Source organism: Deltaproteobacteria bacterium (assembly GCA_012522415.1).
GTDB lineage: Bacteria > Desulfobacterota > Syntrophia > Syntrophales > JAAYKM01 > JAAYKM01.
The window spans coordinates 1-15,146 of sequence record JAAYKM010000050.1 but is presented as its reverse complement, the minus strand read 5'-3'; the positions used below and the strand labels follow the sequence as shown (position 1 = coordinate 15,146).

At 54.9% G+C, this 15,146-nt stretch carries 16 protein-coding genes; 13 read left to right on the top strand and 3 right to left on the bottom strand.

Annotation, left to right across the window (positions count from 1 at the left end):
* The 6 genes from GX147_04805 to GX147_04780 all read left to right on the top strand — a co-directional run.
* On the top strand, window positions 1-776 hold a 776-nt coding region (locus tag GX147_04805; protein NLN60020.1), incomplete at its 5' end, for a 2-isopropylmalate synthase.
* 2 nt (window positions 777-778) lie between these two features.
* The gene (locus tag GX147_04800) at window positions 779-1,222 is read left to right on the top strand and encodes a hypothetical protein (protein ID NLN60019.1); all 444 of its coding nucleotides are present in this window, start codon (window positions 779-781) and stop codon (window positions 1,220-1,222) included.
* 115 nt (window positions 1,223-1,337) lie between these two features.
* The gene (locus tag GX147_04795; protein ID NLN60018.1) at window positions 1,338-2,408 is read left to right on the top strand and encodes a 3-isopropylmalate dehydrogenase; all 1,071 of its coding nucleotides are present in this window, start codon (window positions 1,338-1,340) and stop codon (window positions 2,406-2,408) included.
* Window positions 2,409-2,424: 16 nt separating this feature from the next.
* Window positions 2,425-3,687 (top strand): 3-isopropylmalate dehydratase large subunit, encoded by a 1,263-nt coding sequence (gene leuC / locus GX147_04790; protein ID NLN60017.1) that lies wholly within the window; start codon window positions 2,425-2,427, stop codon window positions 3,685-3,687.
* 27 nt (window positions 3,688-3,714) lie between these two features.
* Window positions 3,715-4,218 carry a 3-isopropylmalate dehydratase small subunit gene (locus tag GX147_04785; protein NLN60016.1) on the top strand — a complete coding sequence of 168 codons (504 nt, stop codon included), beginning with the start codon at window positions 3,715-3,717 and terminating at the stop codon, window positions 4,216-4,218.
* Between the two features lie 77 nt (window positions 4,219-4,295).
* Complete coding sequence (locus GX147_04780; GenBank protein ID NLN60015.1) at window positions 4,296-4,916, top strand: hypothetical protein; 621 nt, start codon at window positions 4,296-4,298, stop codon at window positions 4,914-4,916.
* A 50-nt stretch (window positions 4,917-4,966) separates the two neighbouring features.
* Here the strand turns inward: GX147_04780 and GX147_04775 are convergent, their stop codons facing one another.
* The 3 genes from GX147_04775 to GX147_04765 form a co-directional block, all read right to left on the bottom strand.
* A complete protein-coding gene (locus tag GX147_04775; GenBank protein NLN60014.1) occupies window positions 4,967-5,965 on the bottom strand; it encodes an inorganic phosphate transporter in 999 nt (332 codons plus the stop codon).
* Window positions 5,958-6,578, bottom strand: a complete 621-nt coding sequence (locus GX147_04770; GenBank protein ID NLN60013.1) for a DUF47 domain-containing protein — start codon at window positions 6,576-6,578, stop codon at window positions 5,958-5,960. The genes GX147_04775 and GX147_04770 overlap by 8 nt, the downstream gene beginning before the upstream one ends.
* A gap of 525 nt (window positions 6,579-7,103) precedes the next feature.
* A complete protein-coding gene (locus tag GX147_04765) occupies window positions 7,104-7,277 on the bottom strand; it encodes a hypothetical protein (GenBank protein NLN60012.1) in 174 nt (57 codons plus the stop codon).
* 197 nt (window positions 7,278-7,474) lie between these two features.
* Between GX147_04765 and GX147_04760 the strand changes: the two genes are divergently transcribed.
* The 7 genes from GX147_04760 to GX147_04730 all read left to right on the top strand — a co-directional run bounded on the left by GX147_04760 (window position 7,475) and on the right by GX147_04730 (window position 14,897).
* Window positions 7,475-7,825, top strand: coding sequence for a cupin domain-containing protein (locus GX147_04760; GenBank protein ID NLN60011.1), 351 nt, complete (start codon window positions 7,475-7,477; stop codon window positions 7,823-7,825).
* Window positions 7,822-9,036, top strand: a complete 1,215-nt coding sequence (locus GX147_04755; protein ID NLN60010.1) for an efflux RND transporter periplasmic adaptor subunit — start codon at window positions 7,822-7,824, stop codon at window positions 9,034-9,036. Before GX147_04760 ends, GX147_04755 begins: the two co-directional genes overlap by 4 nt.
* Window positions 9,036-9,740 carry an ABC transporter ATP-binding protein gene (locus GX147_04750; protein ID NLN60009.1) on the top strand — a complete coding sequence of 235 codons (705 nt, stop codon included), beginning with the start codon at window positions 9,036-9,038 and terminating at the stop codon, window positions 9,738-9,740. Before GX147_04755 ends, GX147_04750 begins: the two co-directional genes overlap by 1 nt.
* Complete coding sequence (locus GX147_04745; GenBank protein ID NLN60008.1) at window positions 9,715-10,872, top strand: ABC transporter permease; 1,158 nt, start codon at window positions 9,715-9,717, stop codon at window positions 10,870-10,872. Before GX147_04750 ends, GX147_04745 begins: the two co-directional genes overlap by 26 nt.
* Window positions 10,872-12,038 carry an ABC transporter permease gene (locus GX147_04740; GenBank protein ID NLN60007.1) on the top strand — a complete coding sequence of 389 codons (1,167 nt, stop codon included), beginning with the start codon at window positions 10,872-10,874 and terminating at the stop codon, window positions 12,036-12,038. Before GX147_04745 ends, GX147_04740 begins: the two co-directional genes overlap by 1 nt.
* A 766-nt stretch (window positions 12,039-12,804) precedes the next feature.
* Entirely contained in the window at window positions 12,805-13,056 is a 252-nt protein-coding gene (locus GX147_04735; protein ID NLN60006.1) for a hypothetical protein, read from the top strand.
* Between the two features lie 8 nt (window positions 13,057-13,064).
* Window positions 13,065-14,897 (top strand): aminoacyl-tRNA hydrolase, encoded by a 1,833-nt coding sequence (locus GX147_04730; GenBank protein ID NLN60005.1) that lies wholly within the window; start codon window positions 13,065-13,067, stop codon window positions 14,895-14,897.
* The last annotated feature ends 249 nt before the right edge of the window (window positions 14,898-15,146 follow it).

Below are 15,146 nucleotides of genomic sequence, written 5' to 3'. Positions count from 1 at the left end.
TCTTCGGTCTAAAGACCAATATAAAGACCCCCCATATTTATCAGACATCACGCCTTCTGACCCAGATCACCGGTGTGGCGGTGCAGCCAAACAAGGCTATCGTCGGGGCAAACGCCTTCGCCCATGAATCGGGAATTCATCAAGACGGTCTTCTCAAGGAAAAGATCACCTACGAAATCATGACGCCCCAATCCGTCGGCATTTCCGACAGCAATATTGTCTTGGGCAAGCATTCGGGACGGCATGCGGTCAGTGAACATCTGAAGAACATGGGGTTCAACCTGACCGGTGACCAGCTGAACCAGATTACGGCGAAGGTCAAGGAATTGGCCGACGTCAAGAAGGATATTTTTGACGAAGATCTCGAAGCAATTGTCTACGAACACCTGTTTCGTTCGGAAGACAAGTACAAACTGGATTACTTGAACGTCGTTTCTGGAAGCGTTGCCATACCGACAGCGACCATGCGTATGTCCATCGACGAGGAAATTTTCCAAGACGCCGGCTTTGGCATCGGTCCGGTGGACGCGACGTTTACTGTAATCCGCAAAATCACCCGAACCGACTATCCACTGATCAAATACGCCGTCAACGCAATCACCGGCGGTACGGACGCACAAGGCGAGGTGACGGTCCAGTTACGCTACAACGGCCGCTCCGTCATTGGAGATGGTGCCCATCCGGATGTGATCGTGGCGTCGGCAAAAGCCTACATCAACGCCCTGAACCGCCTGGAATGGTTGAAAAAAGACTTCAAGCAGGTGGTGGAGGGCTAAAGATGTTTCAATTCATCCGGGAAAGGCAAATCGGATGGGGAGATCTGGATTCGGCCGGTATAGTCTATTATCCGCGCTATTATGAGTGGATTGACACAACGAATCATTTCATGTTCGATGCGATCGGCCTGAATCACAAAATGCTCCTGCACTGCCGCCACCTCCAGTTTCCCCTGGTGGAATCACGCTGTACATACATAAAACCCGGTCGATATATGGACAAGATTCGAATAATCTCGGAAATTGAAGAGATCGGCAGGAAGACGATCACCCTCAAAACGCGGATTGTCTTGGCAGAGGATCACAGCCTGCTTGCGGAAGGCATGGAAAAACGAATCTGTATCGATGCATCGGATCCGGAACACCTGAAAGCGCAGGACATTCCTGAGGACATACTGACCATGCTCCGGGAAAAACAGATGGATTGTGATAAGAATATCCGTTGACAATGAACCTTTTCTCTGAAAAAGATGGTGCCCTCTTTCCCCTCTATATTGAGAAACGGCCCTACATGGTTTCGGAAAGAAGCAAAAAATAAAACACACGCAAGGAGGTCTTCATATGGGCAAAGAATACAATGTTGCGGTCATGCCGGGAGACGGGACCGGACCGGAAGTCGTTGCCGAAGGAATCAAGGTTCTCGATGCGGCGGCACAGGCCCTCGGTTTCACCCTGCGTTACACCCATTACGATATCGGCGGCGAGCGCTACAAGAAAACGGGTGAAATTCTACCGGACAGTGTCCTGAATGAACTGCGTCAATTCAAGGCCATCTTCCTGGGCGCGATCGGGCACCCCGACGTGAAACCCGGTATTCTGGAAAAGGGGATTCTTCTGCGGACTCGATTTGAACTGGACCAGTACATCAACCTCCGCCCCGTAAAACTATACGAGGGTGTTGACACGCCCCTCAAGAACAAGGGACCGAAGGAAATCGATTTCGTCGTTGTCCGGGAAAACACGGAAGGTCTGTACGCCGGCGCCGGTGGATTCCTGAAAAAAGGCACCAAGGACGAGGTGGCGATTCAGGAATCAATCAATACAAGAAAAGGCGTCGAACGGTGCCTGCGCTATGCCTTCGAATATACCAAAAAACGCAACAGGGACCGCAAGTTGACTCTCTGCGGCAAAACCAACGTGCTCACCTACGCTTTCGACCTCTGGGAGAGGGCTTTCCACGAGATCGCGCCGGAATACCCCGAAATAAAAACAGACTACGCCCATGTGGATGCCACCTGCATGTGGATGGTCAAAAACCCCGAATGGTTTGACGTCATCGTGACAGACAACATGTTCGGCGATATCATCACCGACTTGGGGGCCATGATTCAGGGCGGTATGGGAATCGCGTGCGGAGGGAACATTAACCCCGATGGAACCTCCATGTTCGAACCCATCGGCGGGTCCGCCCCGAAATACACGGGGAAAAACGTCATCAACCCCTTGGCGGCAATCACCGCAGGCGCAATGTTGATGGAATGCCTAGGGGAGGACAGGGCGGCACTGATGATCGAAGACGCCGTCCAGAAGGCAATCAGAGAAGACCTCAAATCGATGGAAGCAGGCAATATGGGTATGGGCACCAGTGACGTGGGCAACCTGATCGCCGGGTACGTGCTGCAAGGGAAATAAATACAGGAGAGATGCCGTGGGCATGACGATTACGGAAAAAATCCTCGCTTCGCACGCTGGCCTGGCGGAAGTGCATCCAGGGATGCTCATCGATGCCAGCGTGGATATTGCTCTGGGAAATGACATTACCGCTCCCATCGCCATTGAAGAATTCGAGAAGGCTGGAGGGAAAACGGTTTTCGACAGGGACAAGGTGGTCCTGATCCCGGATCACTTTACGCCGAACAAAGACATCGATTCGGCACAGCAATGTAAATTTGTAAGGGAATTCGCCCATTCACAGGCGCTCACCCATTATTACGAAGGAGGTGAGGTCGGTGTCGAGCACGCGCTTTTGCCGGAAAAGGGCATCGTTCTTCCTGGCGATCTGGTCATCGGTGCGGACAGCCATACCTGCACCTACGGCGCCTTGGGCGCTTTCGCCACCGGCGTGGGGAGCACGGATCTGGCCGCGGCCATGCTGACCGGCAAGGCCTGGCTCAAGGTGCCTGAATCGATGAAATTCATCCTGTACGGCAAGCTTAATCCCTGGGTGTCGGGAAAGGATCTGATTCTCTTTATAATCGGCAAAATCGGCGTCGACGGGGCCCTTTACAAAGCCATGGAAATGACCGGCGAGACGGTTACGGCACTCGGCATGGCGGACCGGATGTCCATGGCCAACATGGCCATTGAGGCGGGAGCTAAAAATGGCATTTTTGCCTGCGACGATATCACCCGGGCCTACGTAAAGCCTCGCGCCAAACGTCCCTGGACGCAGTATGCCTCCGATGCGAACGCAGCATACGTTGAGACGATCGAGATCGACTGCAGTAAAATCGAACCTCAGGTGGCTTTTCCTCATCTGCCGTCGAATACGAGAGGTATCAGCGGCGTCGGTGACATCCGGATCGACCAGGCCGTGATCGGTTCCTGTACGAATGGCCGAATCGAGGACCTGCGGGTGGCCGCCCAGGTACTAAAGGGGCGGAAAGCTGCGTCTCATGTACGGCTCCTGATCATCCCGGCAACACCAGAGGTGTACAGGATGGCGATGAACGAGGGGCTTATGAACATTTTCATGGACGCCAACGCCATTATCAGTCCCCCTACCTGTGGTCCCTGCCTGGGCGGTCACATGGGCATCCTGGCCCAAGGCGAACGGGCCGTGGCGACAACCAACCGGAACTTCGTCGGCCGGATGGGCCATCCCGGCAGTGAGGTGTACCTGTCCAATCCGGCCGTGGCCGCCGCATCCGCCGTCCTGGGCCGGCTTGCGGGACCGGATGAATTGAACTAATTTCTCTTACGCAGAAGGAAAAAGATGATGAAATTTCAAGGAAAGATTTGGAAGTTCGGTGACAATATCGATACGGACGCCATCATTCCGGCCCGTTATCTGAACACGACGGACCATGCTAGCCTCGCTTCCCACTGCATGGAGGACGCCGATCCCGATTTCCCCAAAAAGGTAAAGCCCGGGGACATTATTGTGGCAGGTGAAAACTTTGGTTGCGGTTCTTCAAGGGAACATGCCCCCATCGCCATCAAGGCTGCCGGGGTAGCCTGCGTTATTGCCAAGAGCTTTGCACGTATTTTTTATCGGAATGCCTTCAATATGGGTCTCCCCATTTTTGAGTCGAAGGAACTTTACGGGAAAGTCGAAGAAGGAGCCGTTGTTTCGGTAAACGGTGATACAGGGCTCATTACCATTTCCGGTACGGAAGATGAATCGCTCAAGATCACGCCCATTCCGCCCTTCATGCAGGAACTGATCGCCGACGGCGGTCTGCTGAATCACATCATGAAAAAACAGGCGGCATCAGCCTGACCAGGAATCACGCGACCGACCGCCATCCGGCCTTTCCGGTTGCCGGTCGGCTTTGCCGATCAACAGGAAGGTGTGGCATGGTATTTCACACCATCAGGATTACCCCACCAGTACAGAAAATTTACCGGCGTCTGGGTTATCGCCGTGACATCACCCACATCACGCCCCAGCAGGCACAACAGGTTGACCAGCATATCGATGAGGCCCTGGCTCTGATTCAGTTGCGGGGCGTGATGACCCGTCTGCCGATCTACGGCAGGGAAGACGGATCTGTCATCCTGGGAAGAGAGCTTCGCCTGGAGACGAGGCATCTCGCCAGATTTCTGCGCGACTGTGATGAAGCGTTGCTTTTGGGGGCGACGGCGGGGGAAGCGGTCATGGCCGCTATCCGGGCCGATATGGCGGCGGATGCTGTTGCCCGGGCGGTGGTCTTCGACGCGACAGCGAGCGAGATGGCTGAAGGCGCGCTGGATTGGCTCATGGATTATGCCCGCCGGGACTTGGTGCGGGAAGGGAAGGTTCTGCTGGATCGGCGTTTCTCTTCAGGTTATGGTGATTTTGCCCTGGAAAATCAGCCGTTGCTCTACACGGTATTAAAAATGCAGGAAATTGGCGTCGCAATCACACCGGAATACCTGCTGCTTCCCGAGAAATCCGTTACGGCCGTGACGGGAATACGGAAGAACCTTTCACCATGAACATGTAATACACGGTACAAACCTCTCGTTTTTAAAAGCCGATAGACCTTTTAAAAAACAACCTGTAGACAGAGGTAAAGAAACGCGGCAATCAGCGCTGACATGGGAATCGTCAAAATCCAGGCCCAGACAATATTGCCGGCGACGCCCCAGCGAACGGCCGTCAGCCTTTTCGTCGCGCCGACGCCTACAATAGCGCCTGTAATGGTGTGGGTCGTGCTGACGGGAATGCCCCCCAGAGACGCGCCGATAATGGATATGGCGGCCGCGGTCTCTGCACAGAAGCCGCCCAGCGGTTCAAGCTTGGTGATCTTGGTCCCCATGGTTTTGACGATGCGCCAGCCTCCGGACATGATCCCCAGGGAAATGACGACGTAACAGGTCACGATGACCCACATCGGAATATGAAAAGTCGGCCCCAGCAGACCATGGCTGTACAGAATGATGGCGATGATCCCCATGGTCTTCTGTGCGTCGTTGCCGCCGTGGCCCATGCAATATACCGCCGACGATATCAGCTGAAGTTTGCGAAAAGTACGCATCGAAGTTCCCACGGAGGAACGGCGGTTCACATTCAGCACAATGACCATGATCACAAGCCCCAAGATCAGCCCGATAGCCGGGGACAAAACGATAAACAAGGTGATCTTGACAATGCCGTGCCAGACCAGAATACCAAAGCCGGCCTTGACGATTGCCGCGCCGATTATCCCTCCGATCAGGGCATGGGACGAACTGCTGGGAAGGCCGAAATACCAGGTAATGATATTCCAGATAATGGCACCCCCCAAAGCCGACAATATCAGAAGGTCATTGACGATTTCCGGATCAACGATGCCGGTCCCGATGGTGTTGGCCACCTTGACGCCGACAAAGAACACGGCTGAAAATTCAAAAAACGCGGCCCACAGGACAGCGTATTTCGGGGGCAGCGCCTGCGTTGACACGACTGTTGAAATGGCATTCGCCGAATCATGAAAACCGTTCAGGAAATCGAAGACAAGCGCCACGAAGACGAGAAATATAACAAAATAAAGGGAATCAACCATTTTTCAGAACAATGCCTTCGGCAATATTCGAAACATCCTCGCATACATCCAGAGCTTCTTCCAAACGCTCGAAGATATCCTTCCACTTGATCAATTCTATGGGATTCGTTTCCTGCTCGAAGAGTTTTGCCATAACGTTGCGCAACAGGGAGTCACCCTGGTTTTCGATGGTGTTGATCTCCACACAGGCCTCGAGAATCTGGGGGGCATTCTTCATATTCCGCAGGCCCTGGACGAGAATTTTGACCTTTTTCGTTGCTTCAACCAAAAGGACGGCCTGTTCGATAATTTCCGGGCGAGGAGCCTTGATATGAAAGAGCGACATTCGAACCGCCGTGGCTTCGGTCATATCGAGAATGCTGTCCATCTTGTTGACGAGGGCGTAAATATCCTCCCGATCCAGGGGCGTCAAAAAGGTCTTGTGCATTTTCGCGTAGGTGGTGTGCGTAATGATATCCGCCTCGTGTTCGATACTTTTCAACCGTGGCAGTTTTAAATCGAAATCATCATAATGATTTACCATTTCCAGGAAGGCCTTGGCCCCCTCTTCGATTTTATCGGCCAGTTCCTCAAACAGGTCGAAAAACTTTTCCTCCCGGGGTATCAATCGCATTGCTGTCCTCCAGCACGGTCACAAGACTTTAACACTTTTACACATTCAGCAAATGTCGCTACTCCATCTACCCAATAACGATGAAAATTGCAATGATTTTCCCCCGGGTACCACAAAATAATTCTTTAATAAAATAAGGGCTTTCCTCATTGCGCGCATCAAACCGTGAAAAAACGCCTAAATTGTCCCCTGCGCCGTCACCCCGGACAGGCCATGATCTACCAAACCTTTTTCACCCCATAACAAACCAGTGGGTTTCTGGTCACCGGAGAACTAACAGATCAGTGTCATCCCCACGATGCATCTGCACGCCTCATGTGGTCCGTAGCGGAGCACCGTCAGGGCGACTTTGAACCCTCCCCCCCTTGCCCCCGGAAGTTTCGCCGGGGCACCCGCATAGCCCTGAGGCGAATCATCGCCGTGGAGCTGTCCTTCAATTCCCTCTTCGACACATCCGGATCATCCTGCCCCTTTCCCGGATCGTTTCCATCATAGAATCAAGCATATAACCCGGTTTCTGTGGATCTAGTTGGGCAAAAACCGCCAGATCGTCTGAGGATAGACTGCAACAAGATAACGATAGACATGGATCTTGTGGTCTACTCGATCGGCTTCGATTGCGTGCAACTGAACAGGGTACAAGGCCAGATTGAAACGGCCCCGATAAATCCGCTCCATAAATCCGGCCGGGACGATCATATATTTATTTTCCTGTTCGGTATTGAGGCAACCCTGTATGGGGTCATGATTTGCAAACCATTTCAAGAAAATAGGGGGCGGTCCCCTCCAAATGGCCTTGACGCTTGAAGCATCCATTCAGTATAGTTGTCACGATCTGGATCCTCTCAAGAACCGGTCCGGACGCATAAACACTGCTGAATGAGGACACGCTGATCATGTCGGACGACCATGGGGCGGGCAATCTTTTTTCACTCCCTTCAAGTAAGGGGAGGGCGGAGTTTTTCGAGGAACTGTTCCGGGGTCAGACTTACCGTGTGGAACGGATCTGTTCAAGGGGACAGGCCTCGCCACCGGGATTTTGGTACGATCAGGATCACGCGGAATGGGTTCTACTCCTGCAGGGATCGGCGGGGCTGCAGTTTGCCGGAGAGGAAGAACGCCTGCTTGTTCCCGGAGACTACATTCTGATCAAACCCCATGAAAAACACCGGGTCAACTGGACCGCACCGGAACAAACCACCGTATGGCTTGCCATTCATGAAATACCTCAGGAGGGGACAGCATGACGGACGACCTGTCCCGGTTGAAGATCGACCCGCAGGCCAAGACTTTTATCCGAAAAAAACGCAGGAAATTCATCTACCTGGTAGTTGCTGCCGCCCTGATGTTCCTGTTTGTCATCCTGTACGCCGCGGGTATCCTGCGGCCATCCGTTCCTGTTGACGTGGCCATAGTCAGCCGGATCTATCCCACACAGACCTACAGCCTTTTGAACGCCAGCGGCTATGTCGTCGCTCAGAGGAAAGCCGCCGTTGCGTCCAAGATAACGGGACGTCTGGTCTCCCTCGCGGTGGAGGAGGGCAATCCCGTGAAAAAGGGCCAGATCATCGCCACTCTGGAGCACGAGGATGTATCGGCTGCCCGAGCACAGGCAGCGGCGAACCTAGCCGTGGCCGGAGCCCGGGTTTCCCAGGTTCAGGCGGATCTGCATGAAGCCACTCTCAATTATGAACGCAAAAAACAGCTCCTGGCCCGTCAGGTCGTTTCCCAGGCCGAATTCGACCTGGCCGAAGCCCGATACAAGGACGCTTCTGCTAGGAAGGTTTCCGCCAAAGCGGCGGTGACGGCAGCGGAGGCCGCCCTTGACGGGGCCAATGTCGCCCTTGAATACACCCGGATCCGAGCGCCATTCGATGCCGTTGTTCTGACGAAAAACGCCGATATTGGGGACATCGTTACCCCCATTGGCGCCGCCGCCGATGCCAAGGCGGCCGTCGTGACCATTGCGGATCTGGGGTCGCTGGTCATCGAGGCGGATGTGTCCGAATCCAACGTCTCCCGAATCAAACCCGGCCAACCCTGTGAAATCCAGTTGGATGCCCTGCCGAAAGACCGTTTCCGAGGGACCATTCACATGATCGTGCCCACGGCGGACCGGGCCAAGGCCAGTATCCTTGTAAAAGTAAAATTTATCGAATCGGATCCCCGAATCCTGCCGGAGATGAGCGCCAGGGTCTCCTTCCTCGACAGGCCCATCGCCCCCGGAGACCAGGCGCCCCGCACGGCGATCCCCCTGAGCGCTCTGCGCCGTGCCGACAACCGGGTATCCGCCTTCCGCATCAACGGCAGGCAGGTTACCGAGGTACCTCTCCGGACAGGTCTCGTCCTAGGCGATTTCGTCGAAATCACCAGCGGTCTAACCGTAGGCGAACGGGTTGTCATAGACCCTCCCCGAAATCTGAAGACCGGCACGACCATCACCATCAACGAAAGATAATGGACAAGCAGCCGATCATTGTCGACATTGAGCATGTCAGGAAATCCTACCGGCGGGGTCCGTACACCATTCCAGTTCTCGAGGACATTAACTTGGGCATCGGTGAAGGAGAATTTATCGCCCTCATGGGTCCATCCGGATCGGGGAAGAGTACCCTCTTGAACCTCATCGCCGGCATCGACCGGGTGGATAGCGGTGCCATCCGCGTAAAAGGAGTGGATATCACCTCCCTGTCGGAAACGGATCTGGCTATCTGGCGCGCTGGGCATGTGGGCTTCATCTTTCAGTTCTATAACCTGATCCCGGTGCTGACGGCCTATGAAAACGTTGCATTGCCCCTGCACCTCACCCATCTGACGGCTCGAGAACGGAAACAACATGTCGAAACGGCCCTGCACGTGGTGAACCTCGGCGATCGGATGGCTCACCGCCCGCACCAACTCTCCGGTGGCGAGCAACAACGGGTCGCCATTGCCCGAGCACTCATTACTGATCCGGCCATCTTGGTGGCGGACGAACCGACAGGAGACCTGGACCGTCGTTCCGCTGAAGACGTCCTGAACCTGATGGCCCGGCTGAACGAGGAGTCGAAAAAAACGATCATCATGGTCACCCACGATCCCCGAGCCGCCCGGCGCGCCCAGACTATCCGTCATCTCGAGAAAGGAGTCTTGACCGATGCTGATTGTCAGACTCCTGTTTAAGAACGCCTTTCGTCACAAGTTCCGTGCGTTTCTGACCATACTGAGTATTACCATCGCCATCCTCGCCTTTGTCATGCTCCGAACGCTTGTCGGCGCCTGGCACGTCGGCGTCGATGCCTCCTCCGCCAGCCGTCTCGTTTCACGCAATGCCGTGTCCATCATTTTCCCCCTGCCCCTGTCCTACAAGGATCGCATTCGGCAGATCGACGGTGTCCGACTGGTTTCCTACGGCAACTGGTTCGGTGGCATTTACATCGACGAAAAGCATTTCTTCGCCAATTTCGCCGTGGAAGCGAGGACCTACCTGGAGCTTTACCCGGAGTATGTTCTGCCCCCCAAAGAACGTGACATTTTTTTGAAGGACCGAAAGGCCTGTGCGGCAGGGAAAAAGCTGGCAGCGAAATACGGCTGGAAAATCGGTGACATGATTACCCTTAGGGGCACCATCTATCCCGGCAACTGGGATTTTACCCTGCGGGCAATCTATCATGGAAAAACAAATTCCGTAGATGAAGCCCAGTTCTTTTTTCACTGGGATTACCTCAACGAAACAATGAAAAAAGCAGCCCCCTCTCGTGCGGACGAAGTCGGGTTTTACATGATCGGCGTCAAAACGCCCGATCTTTCGGGCGCAATCAGCGAAGCCATCGATGAAAACTTCAGGAATTCCTGGGCGGAGACGCTGACGGAAACAGAGAAAGCCTTCCAGCAGGGATTTATCGCCATGAGCGGCGCCATCATTACGGCTATTGAAGTTGTCTCGTTCGTCGTCATCATCATCATGCTGGCCGTGGTGGCCAACACCATGGCCATGACGACACGAGAACGAATCGGAGAATACGCCATCCTAAAAACCCTGGGGTTCGGCGCATGGGCCATCGGCGGCCTGATCGCCGGAGAATCCGTTATCATTTCCCTATGCGGATACTGCTGCGGCGTCATCCTGTCCTTCCCGGCGGCGATGGCTTTCAAACAGAGCCTGGGCATGTATTTTCCCGTCTTCAAGGTGGAAACAGCCTCGCTTCTTATGGCTCTGGGCTCTTCCCTGACCGTCGCGATTCTGGCGTCGGTCGTTCCCGTTCAGCGGGCCATCGCCATTCGTATCGCTGACGGCCTCCGGAGAATTGGCTGATGCTCGCTCTGATTTCCTACAGCCTCCGTAACCTGTGGGCACGACGGCTGACGACAACGCTCACCGTCTCGGGTATGGCCCTGGTCGTTTTTGTTTTCGCCGCCATTTTGATGCTGGCCCGAGGACTGGAAGAAACCCTCATCAAAACGGGCTCTTACGATAACGCCATCGTGATCCGGAAGGGTTCGGTCTCTGAGGTTCAAAGTGGCATCGAACGCAGCCGGGCGGCCATCGTGAGCACACTGCCCGGAATCGCCTTCGGCCGGGAAGGTGTTCCGCTGGTTCTCAAGGAAGTCCTGGTGCTCATCAGTCTGCCAAAGCGGTACACGGGTAACCCCTCCCATGTATCCATCAGAGGCACCACGAACCGTGCCCTGCTGCTCCGTCCCCAGGTGAAGCTCGTGGCCGGACGACTGCCCCGGCCGGGATCGAACGAAATGCTTGCGGGAGCGAGCATTGCCCGACGCTTCAAGGGCGGCGGGCTCTACGAGGAACTTTACGCAGGCATGCGACACTGGCAGATCGTCGGAATTTTCGATGCGGGAAACTCGGGCTTCAACTCCGAAATCTGGGCGGATGTGGACCAGGTCATGCAGGCTTTCCGCCGTCCTGTATATTCATCCATCACCTTCAAGCTTCGGAACGCGAAAGAACTGAACGTCGTCAAAAAGACCATCGAAACCGATCCCCGACTTGATCTCGAAATGAAACGGGAAACCCGCTACTACGAGGAACAATCCGAAATCATGGCAAAATTTCTCCGTATTCTGGGCATTTCCCTTACGGTCATTTTTTCTCTGGGGGCCATCATCGGCGCCATGATCACCATGTACGCCTCCGTCGCCACCCGCACGGCGGAAATCGGTACCCTGCGGGCCCTGGGTTTCGGGCGACGTCACATTCTGGCGGCGTTTTTGATGGAATCACTTCTGCTCGGACTGTTCGGCGGCTGCATGGGACTCTTCTGCGCAGGTTTCATGCAGTTTCTCACCATCTCCACCATCAATTTTCAGACCTTTTCGGAATTGGCCTTCCGTTTTACCCTGACGCCGGATATTGCCGCCCAGGCCCTGACGTTCTCTCTGATCATGGGCTTTCTTGGGGGCTTCCTCCCGGCATTCCGGGCCTCACGGATGATAATTACCGAGGCCCTTCGGGCGGTGTAGTATGATTTCATCCGACAAACATGACATCTGCAACAGACTGATCCCATTAAGATGGAAAATTTCACACCGGCATTATGGGAAACACAACTTTAACGAATGGGCCTGTCATCTTGGGCAAAAACAATCGCTTCATCGTCTTGTTTGTTGACGATCCGAACCTTGGTGAGGAGGGTTTGCAGGTTCTGCAATACCGATTCGAAAGGATTTTTAGTTTTGCGAGGAGCCGAATATGACACCCCCCGTTGATTGAAGGCCATCAGCTCGGTGGAGCCACTCTGCATCCCATGCCCTCCATTTACCCGTTTATTTCCATTGAGGCACCCTATGAAAGGATGGATTGGCGATCTCTACATATCTGGCCCGGAATATGCGGAATGAACAAATGGACACGCTGAGAGTCACGCTATCGGACCATCCGGTCTTTCGTTGAAAACGCCAATGAAGCCGTCGACTCACCCAGGTTGCCTTATCTTTTCCAAGGGATTAGATTCCCGTCAGATAGAGCCGTCGGTTTCAGGGCCCACAACGAAAGGATGACAGCGTGATGGTTTTCTGTTAATGGAAACGCACGTGAGAAGAGGCTTTCTGGTATTCAGGAGAAAATGGATCGTCATGAAAAAAGTTATCATGCGATTTCTCAGAGGAAGTAAGCGCGGGGTCATATCATTTCGTGCGATCCGGTATCGCCGGGGGCTCGATCAGGTCGCCTTGCCCTGCCCAGGACGGGACCGTCCTGTTGAACATCGACGCCCCCCTGGTGAGGGAGATGGGGAAACGCTGCAAACGGTATGTCATCTGGTTCGGATCAGATGAAAAAGCGGAGCTGCACCTGCTGGAGGCGTGGTCCCGATGGCCGGAACCCCTTTCGATTGCACGCGACCCTTATTCTTATGTGTCGGCGGTACACCATGCTTCGTTTCAATTAGCAGGCTGGCAAGCAATGGAAAACAACGATTCTGTTTTCTGCAAAGAGAACCTGCTTCAATCAGGAAAACATGTGGGGCATGAAGGAACATGAAAAGGAACATGAGAAGGTTTATCAGGAGGCTTAAACGCAAGGTCAGGTATTTTCGCGCGATCCGGCGTCGCCGGGGGCTCGATCAGGTCACCTTTATCGGCATTACGGGGAGCGCGGGGAAGACGACGGCCACCGATCTGGCCGCCGCAACCCTCGCCGAGTCCGGACCCTATCGGCAGACAAGCGGAAACAACATGGCTGAGCCTATCGCCAAACTTATATTACAAACCGGCACCAGCGATCGTTACTGTATCGTGGAAATGGGAACCGCCCAACCCGGTGACCTGGATCTGCCTGTCAGGCTGGTCATGCCGAAAATCGCTGTCATCACCGTGATCGGTCTGGATCACTACAGTGCATTCAGAAGCAAGGAGGCCATCGCCGCGGAAAAGGAGAAGGTGGTCCTGGCCCTGCCGCAGGACGGGACCGCCGTGTTGAACATCGACGACCCCCTGGTGAGAGAGATGGGAGAACGCTGCAAACGGCACGTCATCTGGTTCGGATCGAATGAAAGGGCGGATCTGCGCCTGCTGGAGGCACGGTCCCGATGGCCGGAACCCCTGACCCTTCTGCTGTCATACCGGGGAAGGGAGTATGAAGCGCGGACCCAATTGCACGGGGTCCATATGGCCCTGCCGACCCTGGCCGCCCTCGGGATCGCCCTGGCGGCGGGATTGCCCCTTGAAAGGGCGATTGCGGCCATTGGCGCCGTTCTCCCATATGAAGGGCGTATGCAGATCGTTCCCGATAAAGACGGGATCGTGTTCATCCGGGATGACATCAAAGCCCCGGCCTGGTCGTTTCAGGCGCCTCTCGATTTTCTGCGGGAAGCGGACGCCCCGCGCAAGGTTGCCGTGGTGGGAACTCTTTCAGACTTCCCCGGAAACCAGACCGCGCAGTATAAAAACTTCTGCCGCATGACCCGAGAAGGCGCGGATCTCGTCGTGGTCGTCGGCCCCCACGCGTACCGCGCCTTGCGGGCACGGCGGCATGAGCGGGACACCTCCATCCAGGCCTTCCCCAATATATACCACGCGGCCCTTTATCTGCAAGATGAGCTGAAACGGGGGGACCTGGTCCTGCTCAAAGGCTCTCACAAAGCCGATCATCTGGTCCGTCTTATCCTCAACCGGGTGAAGCCGATCGCGTGCTGGAGAGACGGGTGTGATAGAATGCGGTTCTGCGGTTCTTGTTCAAAACTTCATAAACCTTCCCGTACCACCCTGTTGCTTCCTCCCATGCCTTTGCGGTCCGGGTCGGCTGTTTTTGTCGTTGCCGGGCTGGGCAATCCCGGGTTTTTGTACCGCAACACGCCGCACAACCTGGGCTTCCGTGTCCTCGATGCGCTGGCTCGGCAAGCGGAAAGCGGCTGGCAGCGCCAACCGGAAGGCCTGGTCTGCCGGACGCAGATAAACGGGACCGCCTTTTTCCTGTTCAAGCCGCAAACGCCGATGAACAACAACGGCGCGATGATCAGGCGTTTCCTGGAACGCGTGGGCGGTGATCCGGCGCACTGCGTGATTGTTCATGACGATGCCGATCTGTCCCTCGGCGATGTACGGATAAAAACAACGGGGGGTGATGGCGGGCACAGAGGAGTCCGGTCCGTGATTGCCGCTTTGGGCGCCATCGAGATCACCCGGGTGCGCCTCGGCATCAGAGCGTCGGGAGAAAAGGCCAAGGCCCGAAACGTCGTTCTCCGCAACTCCATGGTAGAGAAGAGAGCCCTTTCGGACATGATCGAGAAAGCCTCGGCCATGGCCGGGGACCTCCTGAGGAAACAGATTGGCCGGGAACGGAAGAAGAACGGAAACGAAGAACGGAACATCCTGGAGGCATAAAATGTCTTGTCTCTTTATTTTTTACCGGCCGTTCTCGATTGCACGCGATCCTCATTCTCATGTGATGGAAAACAAAGGTTCTGTTTTCTACAAAGAGAACCTGCTTTAATCAGGAAAACATGTGGGGCATAAAAATGTTTATCAGGAGGCTTAAACGCAAGGTCAGGTATTTTCGCGCGATCCGGCGTCGCCGGGGGCTCGATCAGGTCACCTTTATCGGCATTACGGGGAGCGCGGGGAAGACGACGG

Bases quoted from the DNA above. Each gene is read 5' to 3' on its own strand.
- GX147_04800 (NLN60019.1), top strand. From the start codon at position 779: ATGTTTCAATTCATCCGGGAAAGGCAAATCGGATGGGGAGATCTGGAT.
- GX147_04795 (NLN60018.1), top strand. From the start codon at position 1,338: ATGGGCAAAGAATACAATGTTGCGGTCATGCCGGGAGACGGGACCGGA.
- GX147_04785 (NLN60016.1), top strand. From the start codon at position 3,715: ATGAAATTTCAAGGAAAGATTTGGAAGTTCGGTGACAATATCGATACG.
- GX147_04780 (NLN60015.1), top strand. From the start codon at position 4,296: ATGGTATTTCACACCATCAGGATTACCCCACCAGTACAGAAAATTTAC.
- GX147_04775 (NLN60014.1), bottom strand. From the start codon at position 5,965: ATGGTTGATTCCCTTTATTTTGTTATATTTCTCGTCTTCGTGGCGCTT.
- GX147_04770 (NLN60013.1), bottom strand. From the start codon at position 6,578: ATGCGATTGATACCCCGGGAGGAAAAGTTTTTCGACCTGTTTGAGGAA.
- GX147_04765 (NLN60012.1), bottom strand. From the start codon at position 7,277: ATGATCGTCCCGGCCGGATTTATGGAGCGGATTTATCGGGGCCGTTTC.
- GX147_04760 (NLN60011.1), top strand. From the start codon at position 7,475: ATGTCGGACGACCATGGGGCGGGCAATCTTTTTTCACTCCCTTCAAGT.
- GX147_04755 (NLN60010.1), top strand. From the start codon at position 7,822: ATGACGGACGACCTGTCCCGGTTGAAGATCGACCCGCAGGCCAAGACT.
- GX147_04750 (NLN60009.1), top strand. From the start codon at position 9,036: ATGGACAAGCAGCCGATCATTGTCGACATTGAGCATGTCAGGAAATCC.
- GX147_04745 (NLN60008.1), top strand. From the start codon at position 9,715: ATGCTGATTGTCAGACTCCTGTTTAAGAACGCCTTTCGTCACAAGTTC.
- GX147_04740 (NLN60007.1), top strand. From the start codon at position 10,872: ATGCTCGCTCTGATTTCCTACAGCCTCCGTAACCTGTGGGCACGACGG.
- GX147_04735 (NLN60006.1), top strand. From the start codon at position 12,805: ATGGGGAAACGCTGCAAACGGTATGTCATCTGGTTCGGATCAGATGAA.
- GX147_04730 (NLN60005.1), top strand. From the start codon at position 13,065: ATGAGAAGGTTTATCAGGAGGCTTAAACGCAAGGTCAGGTATTTTCGC.